23 protein-coding genes are annotated in these 22167 nt (G+C 38.3%); 15 read left to right on the top strand and 8 right to left on the bottom strand.

Annotation, left to right across the window (positions count from 1 at the left end; translation table 11 throughout):
* Nucleotides 1-72: 72 nt before the first annotated feature.
* The gene (locus tag BJ095_RS01875) at nt 73-516 is read right to left on the bottom strand and encodes a MarR family winged helix-turn-helix transcriptional regulator (protein WP_107935998.1); all 444 of its coding nucleotides are present in this window, start codon (nt 514-516) and stop codon (nt 73-75) included.
* 77 nt (nt 517-593) lie between these two features.
* Entirely contained in the window at nt 594-998 is a 405-nt protein-coding gene (spx, locus tag BJ095_RS01870) for a transcriptional regulator Spx (RefSeq protein ID WP_107935996.1), read from the bottom strand.
* Between the two features lie 340 nt (nt 999-1338).
* Here spx and BJ095_RS01865 point away from each other — a divergent pair, with 340 nt between their 5' ends.
* Together BJ095_RS01865 and BJ095_RS01860 are read left to right on the top strand one after the other, a co-directional pair.
* On the top strand, nt 1339-1602 hold the full coding sequence (locus BJ095_RS01865) for a hypothetical protein (protein ID WP_107935994.1): 264 nt from the start codon (nt 1339-1341) through the stop codon (nt 1600-1602).
* A gap of 17 nt (nt 1603-1619) precedes the next feature.
* A complete protein-coding gene (locus tag BJ095_RS01860) occupies nt 1620-2342 on the top strand; it encodes a nuclease-related domain-containing protein (protein WP_107935992.1) in 723 nt (240 codons plus the stop codon).
* A 302-nt stretch (nt 2343-2644) separates the two neighbouring features.
* Here BJ095_RS01860 and BJ095_RS01855 read toward each other — a convergent pair whose 3' ends face one another.
* The 3 genes from BJ095_RS01855 to BJ095_RS01845 all read right to left on the bottom strand — a co-directional run bounded on the left by BJ095_RS01855 (nt 2645) and on the right by BJ095_RS01845 (nt 5706).
* On the bottom strand, nt 2645-4213 hold the full coding sequence (locus BJ095_RS01855) for an ABC-F family ATP-binding cassette domain-containing protein (RefSeq protein ID WP_107935990.1): 1569 nt from the start codon (nt 4211-4213) through the stop codon (nt 2645-2647).
* Between the two features lie 75 nt (nt 4214-4288).
* Nucleotides 4289-4477 carry an SE1832 family protein gene (locus tag BJ095_RS01850; RefSeq protein ID WP_107935987.1) on the bottom strand — a complete coding sequence of 63 codons (189 nt, stop codon included), beginning with the start codon at nt 4475-4477 and terminating at the stop codon, nt 4289-4291.
* Nucleotides 4478-4656: 179 nt separating this feature from the next.
* The gene (locus BJ095_RS01845) at nt 4657-5706 is read right to left on the bottom strand and encodes a PseG/SpsG family protein (protein WP_107935985.1); all 1050 of its coding nucleotides are present in this window, start codon (nt 5704-5706) and stop codon (nt 4657-4659) included.
* Nucleotides 5707-5848: 142 nt separating this feature from the next.
* Between BJ095_RS01845 and BJ095_RS01840 the strand changes: the two genes are divergently transcribed.
* The 3 genes from BJ095_RS01840 to BJ095_RS01830 all read left to right on the top strand — a co-directional run bounded on the left by BJ095_RS01840 (nt 5849) and on the right by BJ095_RS01830 (nt 9332).
* The gene (locus tag BJ095_RS01840) at nt 5849-6670 is read left to right on the top strand and encodes an NAD-dependent epimerase/dehydratase family protein (protein WP_235867546.1); all 822 of its coding nucleotides are present in this window, start codon (nt 5849-5851) and stop codon (nt 6668-6670) included.
* A 189-nt stretch (nt 6671-6859) separates the two neighbouring features.
* On the top strand, nt 6860-8698 hold the full coding sequence (locus tag BJ095_RS01835; protein ID WP_107935981.1) for a cation:proton antiporter: 1839 nt from the start codon (nt 6860-6862) through the stop codon (nt 8696-8698).
* A gap of 91 nt (nt 8699-8789) precedes the next feature.
* Nucleotides 8790-9332, top strand: a complete 543-nt coding sequence (locus tag BJ095_RS01830) for an NADPH-dependent FMN reductase (protein ID WP_107935979.1) — start codon at nt 8790-8792, stop codon at nt 9330-9332.
* A gap of 47 nt (nt 9333-9379) precedes the next feature.
* Here the strand turns inward: BJ095_RS01830 and BJ095_RS01825 are convergent, their stop codons facing one another.
* A complete protein-coding gene (locus BJ095_RS01825) occupies nt 9380-10789 on the bottom strand; it encodes an MATE family efflux transporter (RefSeq protein ID WP_107935977.1) in 1410 nt (469 codons plus the stop codon).
* A gap of 332 nt (nt 10790-11121) precedes the next feature.
* Here BJ095_RS01825 and BJ095_RS01820 point away from each other — a divergent pair, with 332 nt between their 5' ends.
* From BJ095_RS01820 to BJ095_RS01800, 5 genes are all read left to right on the top strand, one after another.
* On the top strand, nt 11122-11625 hold the full coding sequence (locus tag BJ095_RS01820; protein WP_146223187.1) for a hypothetical protein: 504 nt from the start codon (nt 11122-11124) through the stop codon (nt 11623-11625).
* Complete coding sequence (locus BJ095_RS01815) at nt 11622-13097, top strand: protein adenylyltransferase SelO (RefSeq protein WP_404427961.1); 1476 nt, start codon at nt 11622-11624, stop codon at nt 13095-13097. Before BJ095_RS01820 ends, BJ095_RS01815 begins: the two co-directional genes overlap by 4 nt.
* A 99-nt stretch (nt 13098-13196) precedes the next feature.
* The gene (locus BJ095_RS01810) at nt 13197-13472 is read left to right on the top strand and encodes a DUF1292 domain-containing protein (protein WP_107935971.1); all 276 of its coding nucleotides are present in this window, start codon (nt 13197-13199) and stop codon (nt 13470-13472) included.
* A 319-nt stretch (nt 13473-13791) separates the two neighbouring features.
* Nucleotides 13792-14151 carry a hypothetical protein gene (locus tag BJ095_RS01805; RefSeq protein ID WP_107935969.1) on the top strand — a complete coding sequence of 120 codons (360 nt, stop codon included), beginning with the start codon at nt 13792-13794 and terminating at the stop codon, nt 14149-14151.
* 152 nt (nt 14152-14303) lie between these two features.
* Nucleotides 14304-14798, top strand: coding sequence for a DUF2975 domain-containing protein (locus tag BJ095_RS01800; RefSeq protein ID WP_107935967.1), 495 nt, complete (start codon nt 14304-14306; stop codon nt 14796-14798).
* Between the two features lie 67 nt (nt 14799-14865).
* Here BJ095_RS01800 and BJ095_RS01795 read toward each other — a convergent pair whose 3' ends face one another.
* A complete protein-coding gene (locus BJ095_RS01795) occupies nt 14866-15681 on the bottom strand; it encodes a ZIP family metal transporter (RefSeq protein ID WP_107935965.1) in 816 nt (271 codons plus the stop codon).
* Between the two features lie 118 nt (nt 15682-15799).
* Nucleotides 15800-16270, bottom strand: a complete 471-nt coding sequence (locus BJ095_RS01790; RefSeq protein ID WP_181417928.1) for a staygreen family protein — start codon at nt 16268-16270, stop codon at nt 15800-15802.
* A gap of 196 nt (nt 16271-16466) precedes the next feature.
* Between BJ095_RS01790 and BJ095_RS01785 the strand changes: the two genes are divergently transcribed.
* From BJ095_RS01785 to BJ095_RS01765, 5 genes are all read left to right on the top strand, one after another.
* Nucleotides 16467-16793 carry a metal-sensitive transcriptional regulator gene (locus BJ095_RS01785; RefSeq protein WP_107935962.1) on the top strand — a complete coding sequence of 109 codons (327 nt, stop codon included), beginning with the start codon at nt 16467-16469 and terminating at the stop codon, nt 16791-16793.
* A 62-nt stretch (nt 16794-16855) separates the two neighbouring features.
* Nucleotides 16856-17062, top strand: coding sequence for a copper chaperone CopZ (copZ, locus tag BJ095_RS01780; RefSeq protein WP_107935960.1), 207 nt, complete (start codon nt 16856-16858; stop codon nt 17060-17062).
* A gap of 99 nt (nt 17063-17161) precedes the next feature.
* Nucleotides 17162-19606, top strand: a complete 2445-nt coding sequence (locus BJ095_RS01775) for a heavy metal translocating P-type ATPase (protein ID WP_107935958.1) — start codon at nt 17162-17164, stop codon at nt 19604-19606.
* A 203-nt stretch (nt 19607-19809) separates the two neighbouring features.
* Nucleotides 19810-20466, top strand: coding sequence for a YdhK family protein (locus tag BJ095_RS01770; protein ID WP_107935956.1), 657 nt, complete (start codon nt 19810-19812; stop codon nt 20464-20466).
* A gap of 369 nt (nt 20467-20835) precedes the next feature.
* Nucleotides 20836-22041 carry an aminotransferase-like domain-containing protein gene (locus BJ095_RS01765; RefSeq protein WP_107935954.1) on the top strand — a complete coding sequence of 402 codons (1206 nt, stop codon included), beginning with the start codon at nt 20836-20838 and terminating at the stop codon, nt 22039-22041.
* Nucleotides 22042-22167 lie beyond the last annotated feature (126 nt).

Genomic DNA, 22167 nt, shown 5'->3' with positions numbered 1-22167 from the left:
GATGCGTTAAAATTGCATCCTGCTCGCCGTTTTGAATGGGGCGTTTTTCTCGTGCCTTCATTCATCTTCTCTTTATTTATTTAGTCCACTACCATTCACAAGACACTTTTCAAAAATGGTATGTAATGTTTTAATTTCGTCATTTGAGAGCATGCCAAACATAGTGTTAACCATTGTTGATACTTGCGCTCGAGATTCCTTTAATATCTTTTCGCCTTCGATAGTAATAGCGATTTGGGAAGCTCGACGGTCAGCGTTACTCTGCGTTTTTTCAATAAAGCCGCCATTAATAAGCTTTGTTGTTAAAACAGTAACTCCACCCGTCGTCACTTTTAAGCGTTCAGCAATCGCAGAAGGGCGTTTTGGACCCTCTTTCGCCAATAAATCTAAAAGTAATATATGAGATTTAGAAAATCCTAAAATATTTTGTTGGTTCCACTCATTAGCCCATTTACGCTCTAGTGAAGATACGACTTCAAAAAGAGAGGAAAGGGATTCATGCCGTTGGTTATCCATAATGTTCAGCTCCACTTACATAATTCATTTCGCAGGTCTTGTACTTATACGAAATTCACTTTCGCAGGCCGATTTGTTTAACCTTGTGCTGCGACTTGTTGCATAGCATTTAACTCGTAAGCACGAACTTTTCGTGGGATAAAACGACGAATATCCATTTCGTTGTAGCCAACTTGAATACGTTTTTCATCAAGTAAAATCGGACTACGCAGCATACGTGGGTATTGTTGAATTAAGTTATATAGATCTTGAATTGATAATTGATCAATGTCGATGTTTAAGTTTTTAAAGTCATTTGAGTTTGTAGCAATGATTTCGTCAGTACCATCTTCAGTCATTCTTAAAATATTTTTAAATTCTGCTAATGTTAAAGGTTGAGATGTAATGCGTTTCTCATTGAAATTGATTTCGTTTTCTTTTAACCATTTAATAGCTTTTCGTGAAGAAGAACAGCTAGATTGTGTGTAAATTGTAACTGTCATAAAATCTCCCCGCTTTCATATATTTTAAAGTTTTAAATATTTACTGGTAAGATGTTTTGCTTATATTAATATCTTACTAGTAAGTTAATTGTAAGTCAATAGCGATTTTGCTTTCGTTAAGTAAGCTTATTACATTAAATTAATAACCGTTTTCCTATAAATATATACGTCTTTCAAGAAGAAAAGTTTCATTTTTTTGCATTTATTCAAAAGTAAATGTGATTTGAAAATATGAGTTTGAATGAAAAACCCTATGAAAAAGTAGTTTTTCGTATTTTGATAGAGTTTGAGGAGATTAGTAAAATACAAGGGGGAGATTGAAAGATGTGAGGTGAAGTGAGTGGAAGTTGATCGGTCGAGCAGCAAAAGTGCAGTGGTTAAGTGGGAAAGGCAGGTTCCAGAGTCAATTCTGTTATTAGAGGCATTGTTGAGGAGATTACATTTAGATGAAGCGGATTATTTTGGAGAGAAATTAGGGCTCGAAAAGTCTGGATTTTACGGGGAACAGCGATTAGATCGAGAATGGCTGGATTTTCAGATACAGGGGCATTATTTCTTGTTGAACGGGCTAAAATTTGAAAATGAAACTGGGTTTACGCACTAAGTGGATGCTTTGTTTATATGTCGGAATTTTATCCTTGGCTGGAGGCAAAGAATCTCTCTGGTGGCATTGATATTATTGATGAAACCAGTCAATGCATTCGAACAAGAGTCGATGGAAGGGCAGAAGGATTTACAAATCCGGTCGATCAGGTGAGGCGACATGGTAGATTTGTCAGCGGGTTCCTGCACGAGCTAGGTGTAGCGTTGCCCGTTGTGTGCGGAGTGGTCTTTTGTAATGCGAATTCTATCATTGGGAAAGTGAATGCTCGCGATGTGCTAGTTTTTCAGATAACCGGTTTACGATATAAGCTGGATCAGCTGTATTCACAGTTCCAGCAACCAGTTATTACGGAGGAGCAGTTGCTGTTTATAGCAGATAAATTCATTGCCCGCAGGAAGCTAGATTCATGGAGGCCTAAATACGATAAAAGTAAATTGAGAGTTGGTGTCTTGTGCAGACACTGCCACCATCGCTCGCGCATGGAATATCGTTATGGTAGCTGGTTTTGCCCGCGGTGTGGGAATAAGGATGACAGGGCTTTTTATGAAGCGCTGTATGATTATCGGTTGCTGTGGGGGGAGGAGATTTCAAAAAGTGAATTCTGTGAGTTTACTAGGATTGAATCAAAGAAAACCGCATATAGGTTGTTAACAGGTCTAAAATTAGAAACAGTTGGTGCCAATCGGAACAGAAAGTATAAGATTCCTCCCAATATAAAGCAAATGTCCAATAAAAAATAAAAAGTGTCCAATAAAAAATAAAAAGTGTCCAATAAAATTCAAAAGTTGTCCAATAAATCCAGAAGCTAGGGAAACAATCAAATTAAAATATCAAATCTTCACTAACTCCCAACAACTTTTTGACTCAAATTCAAAAACTGCCAAATTAATTTTTTCAGCATGTTTTAGTCTCAAAATCTATTTATACAAAATATCATATTTTTACTAATACACACTGCATTTAACTCTATACCCCAATCCACCAAACACAAAAAACGGACTGAGCCCAAATTTCAGGCTCAATCCACTAACTAACTACAATCCTATAAATCTGTTTCTCCTGTTGTAAACCAGTCCTGTACGTTCCATACTTTTGTTGCTAGGCCATCGTAGAATTCTGGCTCATGGGATACAAGGACGATTGTGCCTTTGAAATCCTGCATGGCACGCTTTAGTTCTGCTTTTGCGTCTACGTCTAAGTGGTTTGTTGGCTCGTCAAAGATTAGCCAGTTTGTTTCGTCCATCATCAGTTTACATAGACGAACTTTTGCTTGCTCGCCACCTGATAGAGAGTTTAATGGACGTGTGATGTGATCTGTTTTCAGACCTGCACGTGCTAAAGCTGCGCGAACCTGTGCCTGTTCCATAGAAGGGAAGGCGTTCCAGACGTCATCGATTGGCGTGATTTTATCGGCTTTTACCTCTTGTTCGAAGTAAGAAGGCTCTAAATAGTCACCAAGGATTACTTTACCGTCTAGTGGTCTTACTTTTCCGAGCATTGTCTTAAGAAGTGTGGATTTACCCACACCGTTCATGCCGACAAGAGCTATTTTTTCTCCGCGTTCAATCATAAATGTAAGTGGGGGAAGTAATGGTTTTTCCTTATCATACCCGATTACTAGATTTTCTGCTTCTACCACATAGCGACTTGGTGTGCGGGCTTCTTTAAAGCTGAACTCAGGTTTTACAGCTGATTCAGGACGATCGATTCGTTCTAAACGGTCAAGCTGCTTTGCACGAGATTTCGCACGACCAGTTGTTGAGTAACGTGCTTTGTTTTTTGCAATGAAGTCCTCTTGTTTTTTGATAAATTCCTGCTGTTTTTCATATGCGTCGATATGCTGACGTTTATTGATTTCAGCTAGCTCTAAAAACTTCTCATAAGTTGCTGTGTAACGTGTTAGTTTAGAGAACTCAAGCTGGAAGATAACATCCACTGTTTCATTCATAAACTCTGTATCATGGGAAATTAGTAAAAAGGCATGTGGATAGTTTTTAAGATAGTTTTTTAACCAAGTTACATGCTCTTCATCTAAATAGTTCGTAGGCTCATCCAGTAACAATACTTTTGGCTTTTCTAATAATAGCTTAGCAAGTAAAACCTTCGTACGCTGACCACCAGAAAGTGCAGCTACATCTCGCTCTAGGCCGATTGCATCTAATCCAAGACCGCGTGCTACCTCTTCAATTTTGATATCTAAAGAATAAAAATCCCCAGCATCTAAGGCATCTTGTACTTCAGCCATTTGCTCTAGTAATTCTTCTAGCTCTTCGGGTGTTGCTTCACCCATTTTATTTGCGATTTCATTTAACTCTTCTTCTTTTTTATAAAGAGGAAGGAAGGCATCGCGTAATGCATCACGCATTGTGCGGCCTGCTGTTAAAACTGTGTGCTGGTCCAAGTAGCCATAGTGAGTGCCTGGCAGCCATTCTACACGACCTTCATCATGAATTGTTTGACCAGTAATGATACCCATTAATGTAGATTTTCCTACACCATTTGCACCAACTAAGCCTATATGATCGCCTTCAACTAGGCGGAACGAAACATCCTTAAAAAGGGTGCGATCACCAAAGGAATGACCTAAATTTTCAACTGTTAATATTGCCATACCAAATTCCTCCGATAATTAATTTAAGTTAGTGCCAAATTTGTAACCGTCTAATCCCGCAAAAAAACTCGCGGGCTACGACAACTCCGCGAGCTGTTTGTTCAGTTGGGCAAGTTGTTTTTCCATGTTGGAAAGGCGCTCTTCTGCTTTTGTAACTGAATCAGCATGACCTGTGCTTTCAAGCTTTTCGATATCACCCTGAAGATTGATATAGTCCATTTTTAACTCTGCAATTTGTTGTTGAAGCTCTGATTTTGTAGTCATGATAGTCGCTCCTTATCCTTATTCTATAAGTACAAAAACTTATGAACATTGTATCATAGTAGGACGTAATTTTTCATTAATAATGAAAATCCAGCTTTTACTAAAATTCCACATTGGACATAAGAAAAAGCACTTCAGACGAATCGAGCTCGTCCAAAGTGCTTGTAGCCCTAGGTAGCCTACAATGACACCATATTATGGCGCTCATAAGCAAAGTCTAGAAGAAGTGATTTAATCACGTCATTATTATCTTGTAGCTCAAGCTCAAATTGCTTGCGTACCGCACGTTCACGCCTTGCTTCATGTAGCAACATTTCCATAACGGCATTCTGAATATTGGATTGTTTCATTTTGCGACCTAAACCGAGGTGAATAAAACCATTATGCTCTCTAGGGAAAGCATTGTTTAGCTCACGTTCGTTTTGTGCAGCTGTAATGCAAGGAATACCAACAGTCGCCACTTTATATGGGGTATAGTTTGCATTACAAATGACAATATCGGCTTCAGGTAAAAGCTTTTCTAGTGCATGGTCATCCTTTAAAATCCTTGTATTACGGCGGCTTAGCACCATCATCTGCAAATCCTCAACCGAATGCTTGTACTCCCGGTCAATCGCAACCGTCACGCGTAAAGGGATTTGTAATTGGGTTAAATGGCGCAGTGTTCGATAAGTTAAATTATTTTCGTCCCCATCCTCATAGGAAACAACTATATGTGGTGGGCTAGACAGTTCGTTTGAAACGCGTTCGTTGGCAATGGTTTTAAGAGATTCCTTAACAGCAAAGGCAAAGCTTCCTGATAAAATATTTTGAGCAGTATTTTCCCTTACCTCCTCAAAAAGAGCAACAATATTGCAATCGGCTAATAGGGCGCCTTCGCCAAAGTCATCAAAATGAACGATTGTTTTGCAGAAGGGTCTTAGTTGCTCAATTTGCTCAACTAATGAATCCTTGCCCTCCTGAACGATTAAATCAGGTTCAAGACTACGAATCTGTGTTTTTAGCTCAGTATAATTATCAAATAGAATAGGAGAAAGCTGCTCGTCCGTGAAAATCTCGATAGCTTCTTGTCCATCCTGTTTTAAAAAAATATAGACACTCTCTTCATCCTTTAAAAGCTTTGCTACTGTTGCTACACGTTCAAGTGGATAAAATCCCTTTACTGTACTATGCTCAACGATAAAGACTATTTTCTTTTTTAATGAAGGTACACTTAGTTCATTCTGCATAAAATCCCATCCTTTCCCAGCTATTAATTAAATTATGGTGAAAAATTAGAAAGTATGTGTGAAAATTAAACTATAGAGTTTTCGCTTAAGAGGTTACTAGATTTTCAAGTTTATGCTAGTTTATGGACAAAGATGATAGGAAGTGAAAGAAAAAATGGGAATGCGTTCTGCAATTGTGGTGGGTGGAACCGGATTAGTAGGTTCAAACCTAGTAAACGTACTATGTAATAGTGAGGAATACGTATCTGTAACTGTTATCGCTCGTAGAAAACTAGAGTTTGATCATCCAAAGCTAACTGTAAAGATTCGCTCTTTTAATGAGTTAGAGGAAAAGGATATTGAGTTTGCCCATGAAATCTTTTGCTGTCTTGGGACGACACGTAAAAAGGCAGGGTCGAAAGCTGAATTTGAAAAAGTAGATGTAGAATATCCATTGCAGATAGCTTCGTTGGCTAAAAAGTGCGCTATGCATTTCATCATCATTTCAGCAATGGGGGCAAACGAAAAATCGAAAGTTTACTATAACCAAGTAAAAGGCAAGCTTGAAAAGGAATTAATGGCTTTAGAGCTTCCTCAGCTGTCGATTGTAAGACCGTCTTTATTAGTAGGGGAGCGCAAAGAGTTTCGATTTGGCGAGAAGATGGGAGAGTTGGTGTTAAAGGGCGTTAATCCTTTGCTAATTGGACCCATGAAAAAATACCGTTCCATAGAGGCAGTACAGCTTGCCATGGCTATGAAGGTGATTGCTTTATTTGGTAAAAAAGCCCCTGTTACGATTTATGATTCTGCCCAGCTTGCGGGCTTAAAAATGCCTGTAAAAAAAGAAGAACCGCCAGTATCACGAGAAGAACTTTTTAACTGGGATAAATTCAAAGAAGAAGAGTTGGACCCAATCGATGATGAAGTGGTGTTTAACCGGAATAAGCTCCAGGCAATGCAAGTGAAAAATGAAAGCCAACAATAAAAAACAAACTTAAGTAGGGAATGAAAGCACGTCCTCCGCAAATACTACATTTATGCGGAGGACTTTTTTAGCTTAAATACAACTAAGGCTTTTTAAGTATTCTAATCAAAAATGAGTTGACTATCCAATTTCGGGACATGTTAAATACTGTTTTTGTTATTACTAAATTGTTTTAAAAGGGGAAGTACAATGCTTGATTCAATACTATTTCAGATGGTTGCTATTGTCGGACTCGGAATAATATCACAATGGTTTGCTTGGCGTTTTAGACTTCCGGGCATAGTAGTAATGTCGGTGGTTGGATTAATCGTTGGGCCATTCCTGGGCTTGTTTAATCCAAAAGAGAGCTTTGGTGAACTGTTTAATCCGATTGTTTCTTTGGCGGTTGCGATTATTCTATTTGAAGGAAGCTTAAGCTTAGATATCCGAGAAATGAAGGATTCCAGACGTGCCATCTTTAGGATATCCACAATTGGTTCCTTATTAGCCTGGATTGGTGGATCCTTTGCAGCTCACTATTTAGCTGGCATTTCACTAGATGTTGCTTTTATCGTTGGTGGTATTTTTATCGTGACAGGACCTACCGTAATTATGCCATTACTGCGGCAGGCAAAGTTAAAGGAACGGCCAGCAACTATTCTAAAATGGGAAGGAATTGTTGTAGACCCATTTGGTGCACTGGTTGCTTTATTTGCATTGCAGGTAGTGCTATGGACAAGTGATAAGATCACTGGAAATTCCCTGTTATTGTTCTTTGGTGCATCGATTCTATCTGCCATCCTAGGAGTAGTAATTGGATTTGTACTGGGCAGGTTATTAGAGCATGGTTACATTCCTGAGTTTTTAAAATCACCCATAGTATTGATGAGTGTACTTCTGGTATTTGTGTTATCTGACACCATAATGCATGAAACTGGATTACTTGCAGTTACAGCGATGGGGATTGTCATGGCCAATATGCACCTTACATCTTTAAGGGATCTATTGCATTTTAAAGAGAATATATCGGTTATCATGATTTCTGGGCTCTTCATTATGTTAACTGCTTCGTTATCACCTGATACGCTACGGGATATCTTAAACTGGAATATGCTGATATTTGTATTGGCGATGCTATTTATCGTTCGTCCAATATCTATTTGGTTATCAACAATTGGTGTAGATTTAACAAAACAAGAACGAACTTTAATTGGTTGGATTGCACCAAGGGGAATTGTTGCTCTTACTGTTTCTGGATTCTTTGCAGGTGTTCTGCGGGATGAAGGCTTTGAGGATGCGGATATCATTACTGCTCTAACCCTTGCTCTTGTTTTTGCAACAGTATTGGCGCATGGCTTTTCTATTAGCTGGCTAGCAAGAAAGCTAGGTCTTAGAGCGACTGAAGAGGCTGGTGTGATGATTGCTGGAGGAAGTGCATTTAGTTCTGTGCTTGGGGAAGCAATCCAAAGCTTTAATAAGCCGGTATTAATCATCGACCGTTCTTGGGGTTTATTAAATAGAGCTCGCCAATTAGGCTTACGAACTGAGGTGGGGGATATTTTAAGCGAAAATACGGAATATCATGTTGATTTAACTCCTTATGAGACTTTAATAGCTGCAACAGAAGATGATGCTTATAATGCGTTGATATGCCAACACTTTGTACCTGAATTAGGACGCGAACAAATTTTCCAGACGCCTATTCATACTGGAGATCCAAGTGGTTACAGCAAATCAATCGGTGGAAAATACCTCTTTGATGAGGAATACGATATACATGCGTTAAATCGGTTAATTGAAGAAGGGTATTTAATAAGAAGAACGCATTTAACGGAACAATATACATTAGGAGATTATATAAATGATACTGACCATAAAACCATTCCATTATTTGCGGTGGACAGTGAGAATAACCTGGTGTTTTTGGCAAATGCCAAAAAACGATCCTTCGATGTAGGGACAACAATCGTAAGTTTAACCTCGCCAACACGCATGATGGAAAAGGCAATGGAGAAGGTATCGCATCAAGAGATTCCGCCAAAAGACTGAATTTTAATTAATACAAATCGGTTCCCTATTCCACTTCAACTGCATCTGTTAAAATAACGGATGGAAATAAAAAGGTGGAGGAAATAAAAAAATGAAAATATTACTCGTTGATGGCACTGTATTTGGAACGAAGACGGGTGCGATTTTGAGACAAATTGAACAATATATTACAGAATATAATAGCGATTTAGAGCTTGAAATTTTATATTTTGCTGATTTGAAGCATCAAATTTTAGATGGTAGTCCTCTTAACGAGGATATGAAAATGATGATTCAGAAATTTGAAGAAGCAGATGGCTATATTATTTCGACACCAATTTATCAAGCATCCATTCCTGGTGTATTGAAAAATGCTTTTGATATGCTTGATCCAAAGGCTATGCGTTATAAACCTGTTTCGATGGTAGCTAATGGTGGAACTTATCAGCATCATTTAGTAGTGGAAAATCAACTAAGACCGATCTTAGATTACTTCCGATGCCTAGTTACTCCAAATTACGTATATACACATGCTTCCGATTTCGATGAAAATGACAATATTATTGATGAGTCAATCCACACTCGCCTACGTGAATTAGCTTATGTATTTGTACAATATTGCAAATTAAGTGAAACCTTGCCGGATAATAAATAAAGAAAATGGATCCCTCAATAGTAGGAGATCCATTTTTGTTTTGTAGACTATGGTAGAGCGGGTGTTTCTTTAAATTCAATTTCAATCTTATCCTCTTCAGGAGAAGGTGGAGAAACAAGCGCATGCTGCTCCCATTTACGGCTCTTCCATCTAAATAACATGACAATGGCACGTGTCCATTCATCTGCTGTGATTGCAAGCCACACGCCAACTAAGCCTAAATCAAATACGAAAACTAATAAATAGCCTAGTGGAACACTCATACATACCATTGACAAGAACCCAATTTTCACAGGGAATCTAGCATCTCCGGAAGCACGTAACGAGTTAATGACTGTAATATTAATCGTTCGACCTGTTTCTAAAAGAAGGCTTAATAATAATACAGAAACACCAAATTTAATGACCTCTGGATTATCAGTGAATAAGCCCATCAAAGGTACACGGAATATTGTTACAAGTGTTGCCACTACAGTGGTAACAATTAGTGCAGCCTTTACACTAAACCAAAGCTGTTTGTAAGCAGCATCTTTTTCGCCTGAGCCAACAAAGCGACCTGTGATTATCGAAGTTCCGATTCCGATTGCTAGAGCAAACAAATAAGTGAACATAGAGATGTTATTTGCATACTGTCTAGCAGCCAAGGCTTCTGCTCCTAGATATGTCACATAATATAAGAAGATAATTTGACATAGCTGATATAGGATTTGCTCAAGGGCACTTGGAATCCCAATTGCTAAGATTTTTTTCACATAGTCCTTGGAAAAGGTGATATAGTATTCGAATTTTATTTTTATCTCTAGTGCTTGATATAGTAGCCATAGGAAAACGAACATTGCAAGTAAACGGCTAACTACAGAAGAAATCGCAGCTCCTTGGACACCAAGCTCTGGTGCGCCAAAGTTCCCAAAAATTAATACATAGTTCGCGGCTACGTGGAATACATTCATTCCTAAAGAAACGTACATTGTTTGCTTCGTCCATCCGTGTACGCGGATGATTGCTGCTAGTGAATTAATGATGGCTTGAAGGAAAATTCCTCCACCTACAATGATTAAATAGCTTTGTGCATGCTCAAGCACTGCACCTTGTAAATTCATCATTTCCATTAATCGATTTGATGACAAAATAAAAACGACCGACATAACAAGTCCGACGCATAGGTTTAAAGTAACCGCTAGTGCTGAAATTTTAGCTGCTTCAAAATATCGACGTGAGCCAAGATACTGGGAGACAACAATCGCAGCACCATTTCCGACTACTTCTAAAATTAAAATAGCTATGTGTATATATTGATTGGCTGTACCTACCCCTGAAACCGCATCATCTGAGACGGCACTTAACATAAAGGTATCGGCAAGCCCCATTAACATAAATAAGAAAACTTCTAAAAAAATTGGCCAAGTCAAATGGAATAAACTGAGTTTTTCAACAGGTTTTTTAAGTGTTTCACTCATTCATTTTCCTCTTTCTTTTGATAGATCTGCCTAGAAAAACTTCAGTCCGATTATTTTGGTCGAATTGTATTTTTCTAACATCGAGCAATATCTTATCACATAGATGATAAAAAAAGTGAAAAATTATTATTTAATTTATGTAAACGTTTTATATGAGTAAAAGGTATCGTTTCTTAAGAGAAATAGAAAAATTACAAATTGCATATTGGTTGAAACCTCCATTTTTAATATACGTTTAAATCCTTAATAGGGAGGTTATTAGGTTGATTATATTCTTCTTTACAGGTGCTCTAATCCTTGTCTTTTTCCTATTATTCTTCCGGGAGGCAATAATGGGGAGTATTAATGAAAATAATAAATTTGTAAAAAGTATTCAAAGGGTTAGCTGGTTTCAAAAAAGTTATTTGGCTGGAATTATGTTACTTTTAGTGAATGCAGTTTTGTTTTTTGGAAGCTTGGGAATTCTAAATGCATTAATGATTTACTTTGGGCTTTATGTTCATTTCTTTGTAATGCTTGTAGCTGTAGTACTAAGTATAGGGTCATGGATTATTGTTAATAAAGCTTGGAATGGTTCAAATAGAGGGCGAATCGTTATTGCAGGTATCGGGAGCAGTTTTTATTTCGTTTTAACGATATTATTTGTCTATAGGTATATGAGTATTGAGCCATATTATCCAGGAGAGGATACTTTCATGAGGGCTCTTGGTTTAACGCTTGCAGGTATTACTACGGTCATTGCATGGATTACTTGCTTTGTGATCACAGGTTTTTCAAGTATGCATAAATCTAATGAAAAGTATAATTCAACAGCTGAGGTTAAAAATAGTCAATAAAAAGAGAAGAGGATACTATGGAATTTGGATGGAATTTTGATAATAGCTATGCCAGACTTTCGGACACCTTTTATGCAAGTGTTGGCTTGCATCCGGTGAGTAATCCGGAAATTGTAATATTTAATGAGCCACTAGCAAGAGAGCTGGGCTTAGAAAGTGCGGCACTTCAAGGGGAAGAAGGAGTGCAAATTCTAGCTGGAAATAAAGCACCAGAAGGGTCATTTCCAATGGCTCAAGCCTATGCGGGACATCAGTTTGGTCATTTTACCATGCTTGGAGATGGACGAGCAGTTCTGTATGGAGAGCAAATGACACCTGAGAACGAGCGTTTTGATATCCAGCTAAAGGGTGCAGGAAGAACACCATTTTCCCGTGGTGGAGATGGTCGGGCAGCACTTGGACCAATGCTTCGAGAATATATAATAAGTGAAGCCATGCATGGATTAGGGATTCCAACAACACGAAGCTTAGCCGTTGTTTCAACCGGTGAGAAAATTATGCGAGAAATGGATTTGCCAGGTGCGATTTTAACTCGGATTGCCTCAAGTCATATTCGTGTGGGGACATTCCAATTCGTTGCCAACTGGGGGTCTTACGAGGATCTGCAATCATTGGCGAGCTATACAATCATTCGCCATTATACAGATATCCCGAATAGTGACAATCAATATTTATATTTACTCCAAGAGGTTATTAAAAAACAAGCTGAGTTAATTGCGAAATGGCAGCTTGTAGGCTTCATTCACGGGGTTATGAATACAGATAATATGGCGATTAGCGGGGAATCCATCGACTTTGGCCCATGTGCATTCATGGATACCTATAACCCGGAAACAGTATTTAGCTCAATTGATAGACAGGGGCGTTATGCATATGGCAATCAACCGAAAATGGGCTTATGGAATTTAGCACGATTTGCTGAAACCCTTGTTCCACTACTTGACGATGATGAAGAAAAAGCCATCGAAATTGCACAAAGTCAAATCTCACAATATATGGACATGTTCGAGAAAAATTGGCTTGAAGGCATGCGCGCAAAATTAGGGTTGTTTAATGAAGAAGAGCAAGATAGAGAGCTAGCAGATGAATTGCTCAACATGATGCAAAAATATAGAGCAGATTACACAGATACATTCCGATCTTTAACAATAGGTAAACTTGAGAATTCACCGCTTCATGGCAAGGAAGAGTTCGATGGATGGCTTCAGAAATGGGAGCAAAGACGCGGAAGACAGGATCAATCCATTGAAGAATCGACGGAGTTAATGAAAAATAGTAATCCATCGGTGATTCCTCGTAACCATCTGGTGGAAGAGGCACTAAATGCAGCCGTAAATGATGGGGACTTAAGTGTGATGGAGCGCTTGTTATCGGCTCTTGAAGATCCATTTGATTATTCAGCAACCGAAGAAAAGTTTTGCTCATTGCCACCAAGCTCCAATCGCCCATATCGTACATTTTGTGGCACTTAAAGGTATAATAGCTGTGGGGTAGGGTATTGTTTAGCAAGGTTGAAGGACTTGACCCTACATTGGAAAAATTAAAGCAAGAAATCAAAGGAGGATACGCACATGGAAAAACACGAGGTTGGAGAAATCTTTACGATTACGGATGACAACGATGAGGAGCTAGAGGTAGAAGTCCTTGCTTCCATCAATCTTGAAGGAACAGAATACGTAGCAGTCGGTTTTGTAGAGGATATTCGAGAAGAAACAGAAGAAGACATCGATGTATTCTTCCTAAAAGTAGACGAAGATGATGACTTTAGCGCAATCGAAAGCGATGAAGAATTCGAAAAAGTATCTGCTGCCTTCGACGAAATCATGGACGAAGAAGAGGAAGCATAATAGTGTTGTCAAAGGCGTCTCCAATTTGGGTTGGAGGCGTTTTTTTATTTTGCGGAGAACTTCTTGGGGAGGGAAATGAAGGTGAAGTGGGGTGTGTGAAGCAGTTGATGTGCATCAGCAAGAGAGAATGAGCTCGTAATGCGTTTCATCGGAAGAATTAAATGCATCCTCAGGTGTTTTTAGCTCGAAAATTGTTTCATCAGATGAAATTTCAACAGCATTTCCCTAAAAAACTTCTAATGTAACTATTCAGATCTTAGTGCGTCTGCTTTAGTATAATGGATAAAATGACCATTTAACTCAAAGGGGAGAGAATTACATGAAGTTCTCGCTTTTAATCTATATCCCAATTGTGATTTTTATGCTATCTGGGTGTGCAGATAATAAGAACGAGCCAAAGCAAGTAACTGTTGAGAGCACTACTTCTTATCAGGCTCTACTGAATGTAAATGGGGATGAATACTTGGGAGGAAATAGTGTAGAGATGGAAACCTATCAAATCGAAAAGCAAATTGGTGAAGTTAAAATGAAGCTTTCTCCTGAGTTATATCCCTATAAAAGCTTCGAATCAAATTACTTGGAAGAAGGAACGAAACTTTATTCAGTAAAAAGCTACCCATATCATCTTCTAGCTGAAGTCAAACCGGGCGTTTATGAATTATTCAGTAAAAGTAAATAATATGTTTGGAGCATTTCTTGTCAGAGGAATGCTTTTTTTATTCGAAAATATAAAACAATAATTACATTCTATTTAACGTTAATTATTTATTGTGTTTCGATAAATGTTTTGTTAAAATAAATTCAATTATTATAAATTAGGAGAGGGCTTATATGTTACTTCAAAAACGCAGTTCCACAATTTTCTTGAAAGCGGTTCTTATTCTGATAGGCATAGTGGTACTAGCTGTGTGTCTATTTGGGCTGCCTGTTTTAGCTAGTAGAGATGCAGCGAAGCACCCAGATTCAGCTTACTTGAAATTTTTCTTTTTAGGATATGTGTATATATTATGCACTCCGATTTTTGGCGCATTATACCAAGCTTTAAAAATATTAAGCTATATTGATAAAAACGAAGCATTTTCCAATATTTCTGTTCGAGCATTACGCTTTATAAAGCGCTGTGCAATTACGATTGTAATTTTAATTTTAATTGGAATTATTACAGCTATTGTTTTATTCAATGGCAAAGAGGATATTACAGGTATTATCATGCTGGCATTATTAAGTATTTTCGCATCTTGTATAATTGCAACCTTTGCGGCCGTACTTCAAAGACTTTTACAAGAAGCTATCAATATAAAATCTGAAAATGATTTAGTGGTATGAGTTAAAAACATCGAAATAAAAAACGCTTGGGTATCCATAAAAATACCAAGCGTTTTTATGTTTTTCATCAACCCAATGACACATCTAAAATCATCATCAAGGTAAAGCCGATCATTAAAGTCATTACGGCTAAGTCTTTATTTCCTTCTTCCTGAGAGCTTGGAATAACCTCTTCGGCCACCACGAATATCATGGCACCTGCTGCAAATGCAAGGGCGAAGGGCAATAACGGTTCGATAAAGGCCACGGCCAGGAAACCGATAATTGCTGAAATGGGCTCCACCATTCCTGAAAACTGACCAAATAGAAAGCTTTTCTTCCTCGATAGCCCATCCCTTAGTAACGGCATTGAAACCGCAGCACCTTCAGGGATATTTTGAATACCAATTCCGATAGCTAAAGCCATGGCTCCTGCAAGGGATGCAGATGGTGAGCCGAGTGCAACGGCACCGAAAGAAACACCAATTGCCAGACCTTCAGGGATATTATGAAGTGTTATTGCTAGTACGAGCAAGGTGCTTCTCTTTCTCTTTTTCGGATGAATTCCCTCGGCACTGTTTAATGGTGCATTCGGGTGAAGGTGGGGAAGTAGCTTATCTATTAAGTAAATAAACTCTCCACCTAGTAAAAATCCAATGGCTACTGGAACCCATGCAGGTAAACTTCCTCCTTCAGCCATTTCTAAAGCGGGGGATAATAGAGACCAAAAGCTTGCGGCAATCATAACGCCACCTGCAAAGCCAAGCATACTATCCAAAAATTTCTGATTAAATGTTTTGGTTGTAAACACTAAAGCAGCACCTAATGCCGTCATTCCCCAAGTAAACAATGTGGCCAGTGTTACCTGAAGGAGTGGATCAAGCTCTAAAATAAAGTCCATCATGGCCCTAACCCCTTTGCATGCTTTCATACTAAATGTTTCCTTAGAGAAAATTTTAAGCGGAACAATCTGGAAAATCAATGGGAGGAATCAGAAACTAGACTATAAAACTAGTGAATCGTCAAATTTCATATTGAAACTGATTCAGATAGTGTTTTAGTGAACCAAAATTATAGATTTTCCTTAATTGTGGATTAGTAGACTCAAATAAAATATAAATGGGTGCATCAAGGAGTAATGGATAGCTGGATAAAAATAAACGATCTCCAAAAGCAATTCCATGAAGCGCATTCTTTGTTAGCTTTGTAAGATATTCGTATCTTTTTTGTGCTTCTTGCTCTGTAAAATTCTCAAGGGCTACATGAACTCTACCCACTAAACGATATTCCCAATCTGTTTGCCATTCTGCAATGAATCCATCATTCAACTTTTCATTAATCACATCATTGTTAAAATCCGTTCCAATATCCAAGATTAGCTGTCCATTATCATCTGAGTGGGTAAGGGTATATTTTCTACCCTTTAACGGCTCAATTGGACTTGCTGGTAAGATAAATCTCACTTTTAGCTTTTGGGGATTGAAATCTGTCATCATTTTGCCTCCTATATTAAACGTGCGAAAAAATTAATATCCTGACTAATATATGGTCAAATTACTTAGAAGGTTAGTAAATTGCTAAAGCAGTCATGTAAGATGAAAAGATGCATATATTAAATGGATTGAATTATCAAACGATAATTGACATACCCTATTGGGGTACCTTACAATTGTAATGAGAACGGAGTTGATGAAACTGGATAAAGTGAGTGAAGAATTGACGGATGCGCAAGAATGCCGAAAAAGTCACCATCCAGACCATATAAAGAAAGACTTAACAAATCGACTTAATCGAATTGAAGGTCAAATCCGTGGTATCAAAGGCATGGTTGAAAGAGATGTATATTGTGATGATATAATTACCCAGCTTTCTGCAACTCAATCAGCATTAAACAGTGTCGCCAAGGTTCTGTTACAGGGGCATATAAAGGGCTGTGTAGTTGATCGCATTACTGAAGGCGACGAAGCGGTTTTAGATGAGCTTTTGGTTACAATTCAAAAACTAATGAGAAAGTAAAACTTAATATTTTTTTATTAAAAATATACCCCTATATCGTATAGGAAAAGGAGAAATGAAAAATGGAAAACGTAACATTAAATGTTAAAGGTATGTCTTGTGGGCATTGCGTAAAAGCAGTAGAGGGAAGCGTTGGTGCATTAGCAGGCGTTGAGCAGGTGGATGTAAATCTAGAAGCTGGTAAAGTAAACGTTGCATATAATGATCAAAAGGTTTCTCTTTCTCAAATCAAAGAAGCGATTGATGATCAAGGCTACGATGTTGAATAATTGAACGAATTTCATTGGAGTGCTCATAAGTTAAGCACTCTCTTTTTAGCTTAAAAATATACCCCTAATTGGTATTGGTATAGAGGCAGGTGAAGCATAATGACGAACGAGCTTAAAGAAACAAGCTTGCAAATAACAGGAATGACCTGTGCGGCTTGCGCGACGCGAATAGAGAAGGGCTTAAACAAGCTCGACGGAGTAGAAGTAGCAAACGTCAATTTAGCTCTAGAAAAGTCTACGATAAAGTTCCACCCAGATAAGGTAAATGAACAGGAATTTGAAAAGAAAATCGAAGCATTAGGCTATGGTGTTGTGAAGGATAAAAGGGAATTTGCAATAACAGGAATGACCTGTGCAGCTTGTGCGACGCGAATTGAAAAAGGCCTGAATAAGATGGAGGGCGTAACGCTAGCAAATGTCAATTTGGCACTTGAAAATGCAGTAGTAGAATTTAACCCACATCAAGTGTCAATGTCAGATATTATAAGCCGAGTTGAAAAATTGGGCTACGGTGCACATTTTAAAGAAAATGAACAGAATGGGTTAGATTATCGTGAAGAAGCGATACGAAAACAGCAGAGAAAATTTATAATCTCTGCGATTCTTTCATTACCGCTTTTATGGACGATGGTTGGTCACTTTTCCTTTACCTCGTTTCTTTACGTACCTGATATTTTAATGAATCCATGGGTGCAAATGGCTCTTGCTACACCTGTTCAATTTATAATTGGCTGGCAGTTTTATGTTAGGGCCTTCAAGGCGTTGCGTGATCAAAGTGCTAATATGGATGTTCTTGTTGTTATGGGGACATCAGCTGCATATTTTTATAGCGTTTATCAAACCATCATTACAATTGGTGCCCATCACCATGCTCAGCTTTATTTTGAAACAAGTGCTGTATTAATTACACTTATATTGCTAGGTAAATTATTTGAAGCAAAAGCAAAAGGTCGTTCCTCTGAAGCCATTAAGAAACTAATGGGGCTACAGGCGAAAACGGCATTAGTTGTTCGAAATGGAATCGAAAAAGAGATCCCGATAGAGGAAGTTGTAGAGGGCGATACAATTTTAGTAAAGCCAGGAGAAAAAATTCCTGTCGATGGGGAGATTGTTGAAGGAAATACGGCAGTAGACGAGTCGATGCTGACGGGTGAAAGCTTACCGATCGATAAAGAAGCGGGTTCAATTGTATTTGGCTCTACCATCAATAAAAATGGTTTTATTAAAATACAGGCGACAAAAGTAGGCCGCGATACAGCGCTCTCGCAAATTATTAAAGTGGTTGAGGATGCGCAAGGCTCTAAAGCGCCAATCCAACGTTTAGCAGATAAAATATCTGGAATTTTCGTTCCCATTGTAATTGCGATTGCGATTATTACGTATATCATCTGGTTAGTTTTTATAACGCCGGGTGAATTTGGACCGGCACTTGAAAGTATGATAGCGGTACTTGTGATTGCTTGTCCTTGTGCACTTGGGCTTGCAACACCGACTTCTATTATGGCAGGCTCGGGTCGTGCTGCAGAATTAGGTATTCTTTTTAAAGGTGGAGAACACCTAGAACAAACTCATCATATCAATACGGTCGTTGTAGATAAAACAGGGACAGTAACAAATGGAAAGCCTGTGTTAACAGATGTGATTGTGGCGGATGGGATGAATGTTCGTGTGCTGCTTTCATTTATAGGCTCGGCTGAAAAGCAATCTGAGCATCCCCTTGCAGAGTCCATCATTAAAGGGATAGAACAGGAATGCATTAAACTGCGTGAAGTGCGTGATTTTGAAGCCTTACCGGGGTATGGTGTGAAAGCAACGGTCAATCAGCGGGCGATTTTGGTAGGCACTAAGAAATTAATGGATAAATACCAAATTGACATTTCACATGTATTAGGAACGATGGAAAAGCTTGAAGCAGAAGGTAAAACAGCTATGATTGCTAGTATTGATGGTGAATATGCTGGGATGGTTGCAGTAGCAGACACTATAAAAGATACTTCTCAACAAGCCATTGAACGGCTTCATGATATGGGAATAGAAGTAATTATGATGACAGGGGACAATGAGCGAACAGCCCATGCGATTGCAGAGCAAGTAGGCATTAAACGTGTTATTGCCGAGGTTTTACCTGAAGGAAAAGCAGATGAAGTAAAAAAACTGCAGGCATTAGGTAAAAAAGTCGCTATGGTCGGTGATGGAATAAATGACGCTCCAGCCCTGGCAGTTGCCGATATCGGAATGGCTATAGGAACAGGAACAGATGTAGCGATGGAAGCTGCAGATATTACGCTGATTCGAGGAGATTTAAATAGCATAGCTGATGCAATAATTATGAGTCATAAAACGATGACCAACATTAGACAAAACCTATTTTGGGCATTTGGTTATAACTCATTGGGCATTCCAATTGCAGCAGCTGGCCTCCTAGCACCATGGCTAGCAGGCGCCGCCATGGCATTCAGCTCCGTATCCGTCGTCCTAAACGCATTACGCCTACAAAAAGTTGAACTAAATCATAAATCCATCAAAAACCGAGTTGCTAACTGAGCAGCTCGGTTTTTAGGTTTGAATTGTTTGTGTACCGGGTACAGAAACAATTCAGAATAGTACGAGTGCCAGGTACACAAACAATTCTCGAACAATTTTGTTTGTTCGTAAAGTCTTACCATTTTTGTGAATAGAATTCGGTGGAAAGTTCAATCCTTTAGTTAGTGGAAAGTCTTGAGATGAGAATTTAGGAGGATTATGAAATGGATAGTAAATTGCTATTAGTTACGATGACGCTGCTTTCGGTTTTACTTTTATCAGCTTGTGGTTGGGGAGATAAAGAGGAAGAAGAGCCTGCCGAAGCTGGAGCCGATATTACAAATAATCTTGATGGGTCAGATAAGCTGTCTGGTGAGGAAGAAACTGAAGCTATCGAGGAAACAGCTCTATCCCTTGAGGATATAACAGCAGGCTTAAAGGAATCCGAAAACCCCAAATTCCCAGTTGGAAGTAATGCTGTTGTAAATGCAAGTCATACTGATGGCATGGAGGGCGCCATGGCAACTATTAAAGCTGCATATGATACAACGGTATATTCGGTTTCCTATACCCCTACAAATGGAGATCCATTTGAAGAAAATCATAAATGGTTTGTAGAGGGAGAGATTACACCGGTTGGAAATCAGGAATTGGTTCAAGATGCAGATGTCATTATCCATGTTAACCATATTGATGGCATGTTAGGGGCAGAAGGAGCGATTGACACTGTCGAAGAAACAACTGTTTATGTTGTAGATTACACGAATGCTCTTGGTGAAACTGTTACAGATCACCTATGGCTAAAGGAAAGTGAGCTTGAAACTGAAGAAGAGTCTGATTATGATACTGATTCAGACGATGGAAATTCAGATTCCCAATAAAAAGTGATGAGCCCAGTTCAAATATGAGCTGGGCTTTTTTTAACGGACGAAGTTGATAGCGTTGCCAGAGAAAAAGGAAACAAAAAAACTAAATCCCCAATAATCAAAGCTGACAAATTCACGTCATTTGCCTAAAAATCAAAAATTAGCATTTTTCCTTCATTACTGTACGCAAAGGAAGGGAGTTCGAGCAAATTTTTAGATTTTGAATTGGAGAATTTAACTATTTATTAAATTAGATAAAAATTTATTTTGTAATTTTTAAAATAGTCTGATAAAATCGTGTAACACTGATTCATTTTAAATCTAAAGCTCGGTTATTAGTTGGTTTAAACGGCTCAGCGACTATCTAAAAAAGAGGGAATTACTATGAAGTACTCTGATAAAATCCAAAAAACTCCATCATCATTTATCCGAAATATTTTAAAGGTGACTGATGCACCTGACGTCATTTCGTTTGCTGGAGGATTACCAAATCCAATCTCTTTTCCAATTGAAGAATTACAAAGCTCGATCAATCATGCCATCGCAGAAAATGGGGCAAAATTATTTCAATACTCAACGACAGAAGGTTATTTACCTTTACGACAATATATTGCAGACAAATATAAAAAAGATTACGGACTAGACTTCGATCCTCAAGATATTTTAATCACTACGGGCTCTCAGCAAGCCTTACAGCTGATTTCACAAGTTCTCCTCAATAAAGGGGAAGGCATTGTTATGGAGGAACCGGGTTATTTAGGGGCTATTCAAGCATTCTCTTTGGCTGAGCCCGAATTTTACTCGGTAACCCTAGAAGAGGATGGCTTAAACGCTGAACAGCTTGAGCAAACACTTGCTAATAATGACAATATTAAATTTATCTATACGGTGCCAAACTTCCACAACCCAACAGGGATTACCTATTCACGAGAAAAACGTGAAGAACTCTATGAAGTGGTAAAGAAATATGATGTGGTATTAATCGAGGATGACCCTTATGGTGAATTGCGTTGGAATGGCGAGAAATTGCCTTATATTGGTGCAGGAAGGTTAGAAAATTCCGTTCTTCTTGGTTCGTTCTCAAAAATTGTGACACCAGGTATGCGACTTGGTTTCGTGATAACGAAAAATAAGGAGCTAATGCATCATATCAATACAGTCAAACAAGCAACAGACTTACACACAAATATTTTCTCGCAAATGATTATTCATGATTACCTAACAAGTAATGATTTACAATCTCATGTAAGTAAAATTATAAACCTATATGAAACACAGGCTAACGCCATGTTAAATGCAATCGCTAAATACTTCCCATCCACAGTGAAGTATACAAAGCCAGATGGGGGCATGTTTATTTGGGTAACGTTAGAAGAAGGAACGTCAGCTCTTGAATTCTTCGATAAAGCGATGGAGGAAAAGGTAGCCTTCGTACCTGGTGACCCATTCTATACGGATAAAACGCATGTCAATACTCTACGCTTAAACTATACCAACTCTTCACCAGAAATCATTGAAGAGGGGATTAAACGATTAGGAAAAATCCTATATTCCCTATCAGCTCAAGAGGCAGATAGGGTAGCAAACTAAAAAGAAAAGCAAGGCAATTCAGAGAGTGGTATATCTGGATTGCCTTTTTCATTGCTTCCTTGTAGAAAATAAAGTTATTAAATTTTGTAATTGAGTCACTCTAAAAGAAACTCAATTCTTTTTTAT

It is taken from the genome of Ureibacillus chungkukjangi (assembly GCF_003217295.1).
Classification (GTDB): domain Bacteria; phylum Bacillota; class Bacilli; order Bacillales_A; family Planococcaceae; genus Ureibacillus; species Ureibacillus chungkukjangi.
Note: the sequence above shows the minus strand (reverse complement) of the source record. Positions and strands in the feature narration are given on the sequence as shown.

What these genes read in the sequence shown, in the direction of transcription:
- BJ095_RS01855 (WP_107935990.1), bottom strand. Translation starts at nt 4,213, where the DNA reads ATGGCAATATTAACAGTTGAAAATTTAGGTCATTCCTTTGGTGATCGC.
- BJ095_RS01850 (WP_107935987.1), bottom strand. Translation starts at nt 4,477, where the DNA reads ATGACTACAAAATCAGAGCTTCAACAACAAATTGCAGAGTTAAAAATG.
- BJ095_RS01795 (WP_107935965.1), bottom strand. Translation starts at nt 15,681, where the DNA reads ATGATGGACTTTATTTTAGAGCTTGATCCACTCCTTCAGGTAACACTG.
- BJ095_RS01790 (WP_181417928.1), bottom strand. Translation starts at nt 16,270, where the DNA reads ATGACAGATTTCAATCCCCAAAAGCTAAAAGTGAGATTTATCTTACCA.
- BJ095_RS01800 (WP_107935967.1), top strand. Translation starts at nt 14,304, where the DNA reads ATGTTACTTCAAAAACGCAGTTCCACAATTTTCTTGAAAGCGGTTCTT.
- BJ095_RS01830 (WP_107935979.1), top strand. Translation starts at nt 8,790, where the DNA reads ATGAAAATATTACTCGTTGATGGCACTGTATTTGGAACGAAGACGGGT.
- BJ095_RS01785 (WP_107935962.1), top strand. Translation starts at nt 16,467, where the DNA reads ATGAAACTGGATAAAGTGAGTGAAGAATTGACGGATGCGCAAGAATGC.
- BJ095_RS01770 (WP_107935956.1), top strand. Translation starts at nt 19,810, where the DNA reads ATGGATAGTAAATTGCTATTAGTTACGATGACGCTGCTTTCGGTTTTA.
- BJ095_RS01810 (WP_107935971.1), top strand. Translation starts at nt 13,197, where the DNA reads ATGGAAAAACACGAGGTTGGAGAAATCTTTACGATTACGGATGACAAC.
- BJ095_RS01835 (WP_107935981.1), top strand. Translation starts at nt 6,860, where the DNA reads ATGCTTGATTCAATACTATTTCAGATGGTTGCTATTGTCGGACTCGGA.
- BJ095_RS01820 (WP_146223187.1), top strand. Translation starts at nt 11,122, where the DNA reads ATGGGGAGTATTAATGAAAATAATAAATTTGTAAAAAGTATTCAAAGG.
- BJ095_RS01860 (WP_107935992.1), top strand. Translation starts at nt 1,620, where the DNA reads ATGTCGGAATTTTATCCTTGGCTGGAGGCAAAGAATCTCTCTGGTGGC.
- BJ095_RS01805 (WP_107935969.1), top strand. Translation starts at nt 13,792, where the DNA reads ATGAAGTTCTCGCTTTTAATCTATATCCCAATTGTGATTTTTATGCTA.
- spx (WP_107935996.1), bottom strand. Translation starts at nt 998, where the DNA reads ATGACAGTTACAATTTACACACAATCTAGCTGTTCTTCTTCACGAAAA.
- BJ095_RS01825 (WP_107935977.1), bottom strand. Translation starts at nt 10,789, where the DNA reads ATGAGTGAAACACTTAAAAAACCTGTTGAAAAACTCAGTTTATTCCAT.
- BJ095_RS01845 (WP_107935985.1), bottom strand. Translation starts at nt 5,706, where the DNA reads ATGCAGAATGAACTAAGTGTACCTTCATTAAAAAAGAAAATAGTCTTT.
- copZ (WP_107935960.1), top strand. Translation starts at nt 16,856, where the DNA reads ATGGAAAACGTAACATTAAATGTTAAAGGTATGTCTTGTGGGCATTGC.
- BJ095_RS01875 (WP_107935998.1), bottom strand. Translation starts at nt 516, where the DNA reads ATGGATAACCAACGGCATGAATCCCTTTCCTCTCTTTTTGAAGTCGTA.
- BJ095_RS01765 (WP_107935954.1), top strand. Translation starts at nt 20,836, where the DNA reads ATGAAGTACTCTGATAAAATCCAAAAAACTCCATCATCATTTATCCGA.
- BJ095_RS01775 (WP_107935958.1), top strand. Translation starts at nt 17,162, where the DNA reads ATGACGAACGAGCTTAAAGAAACAAGCTTGCAAATAACAGGAATGACC.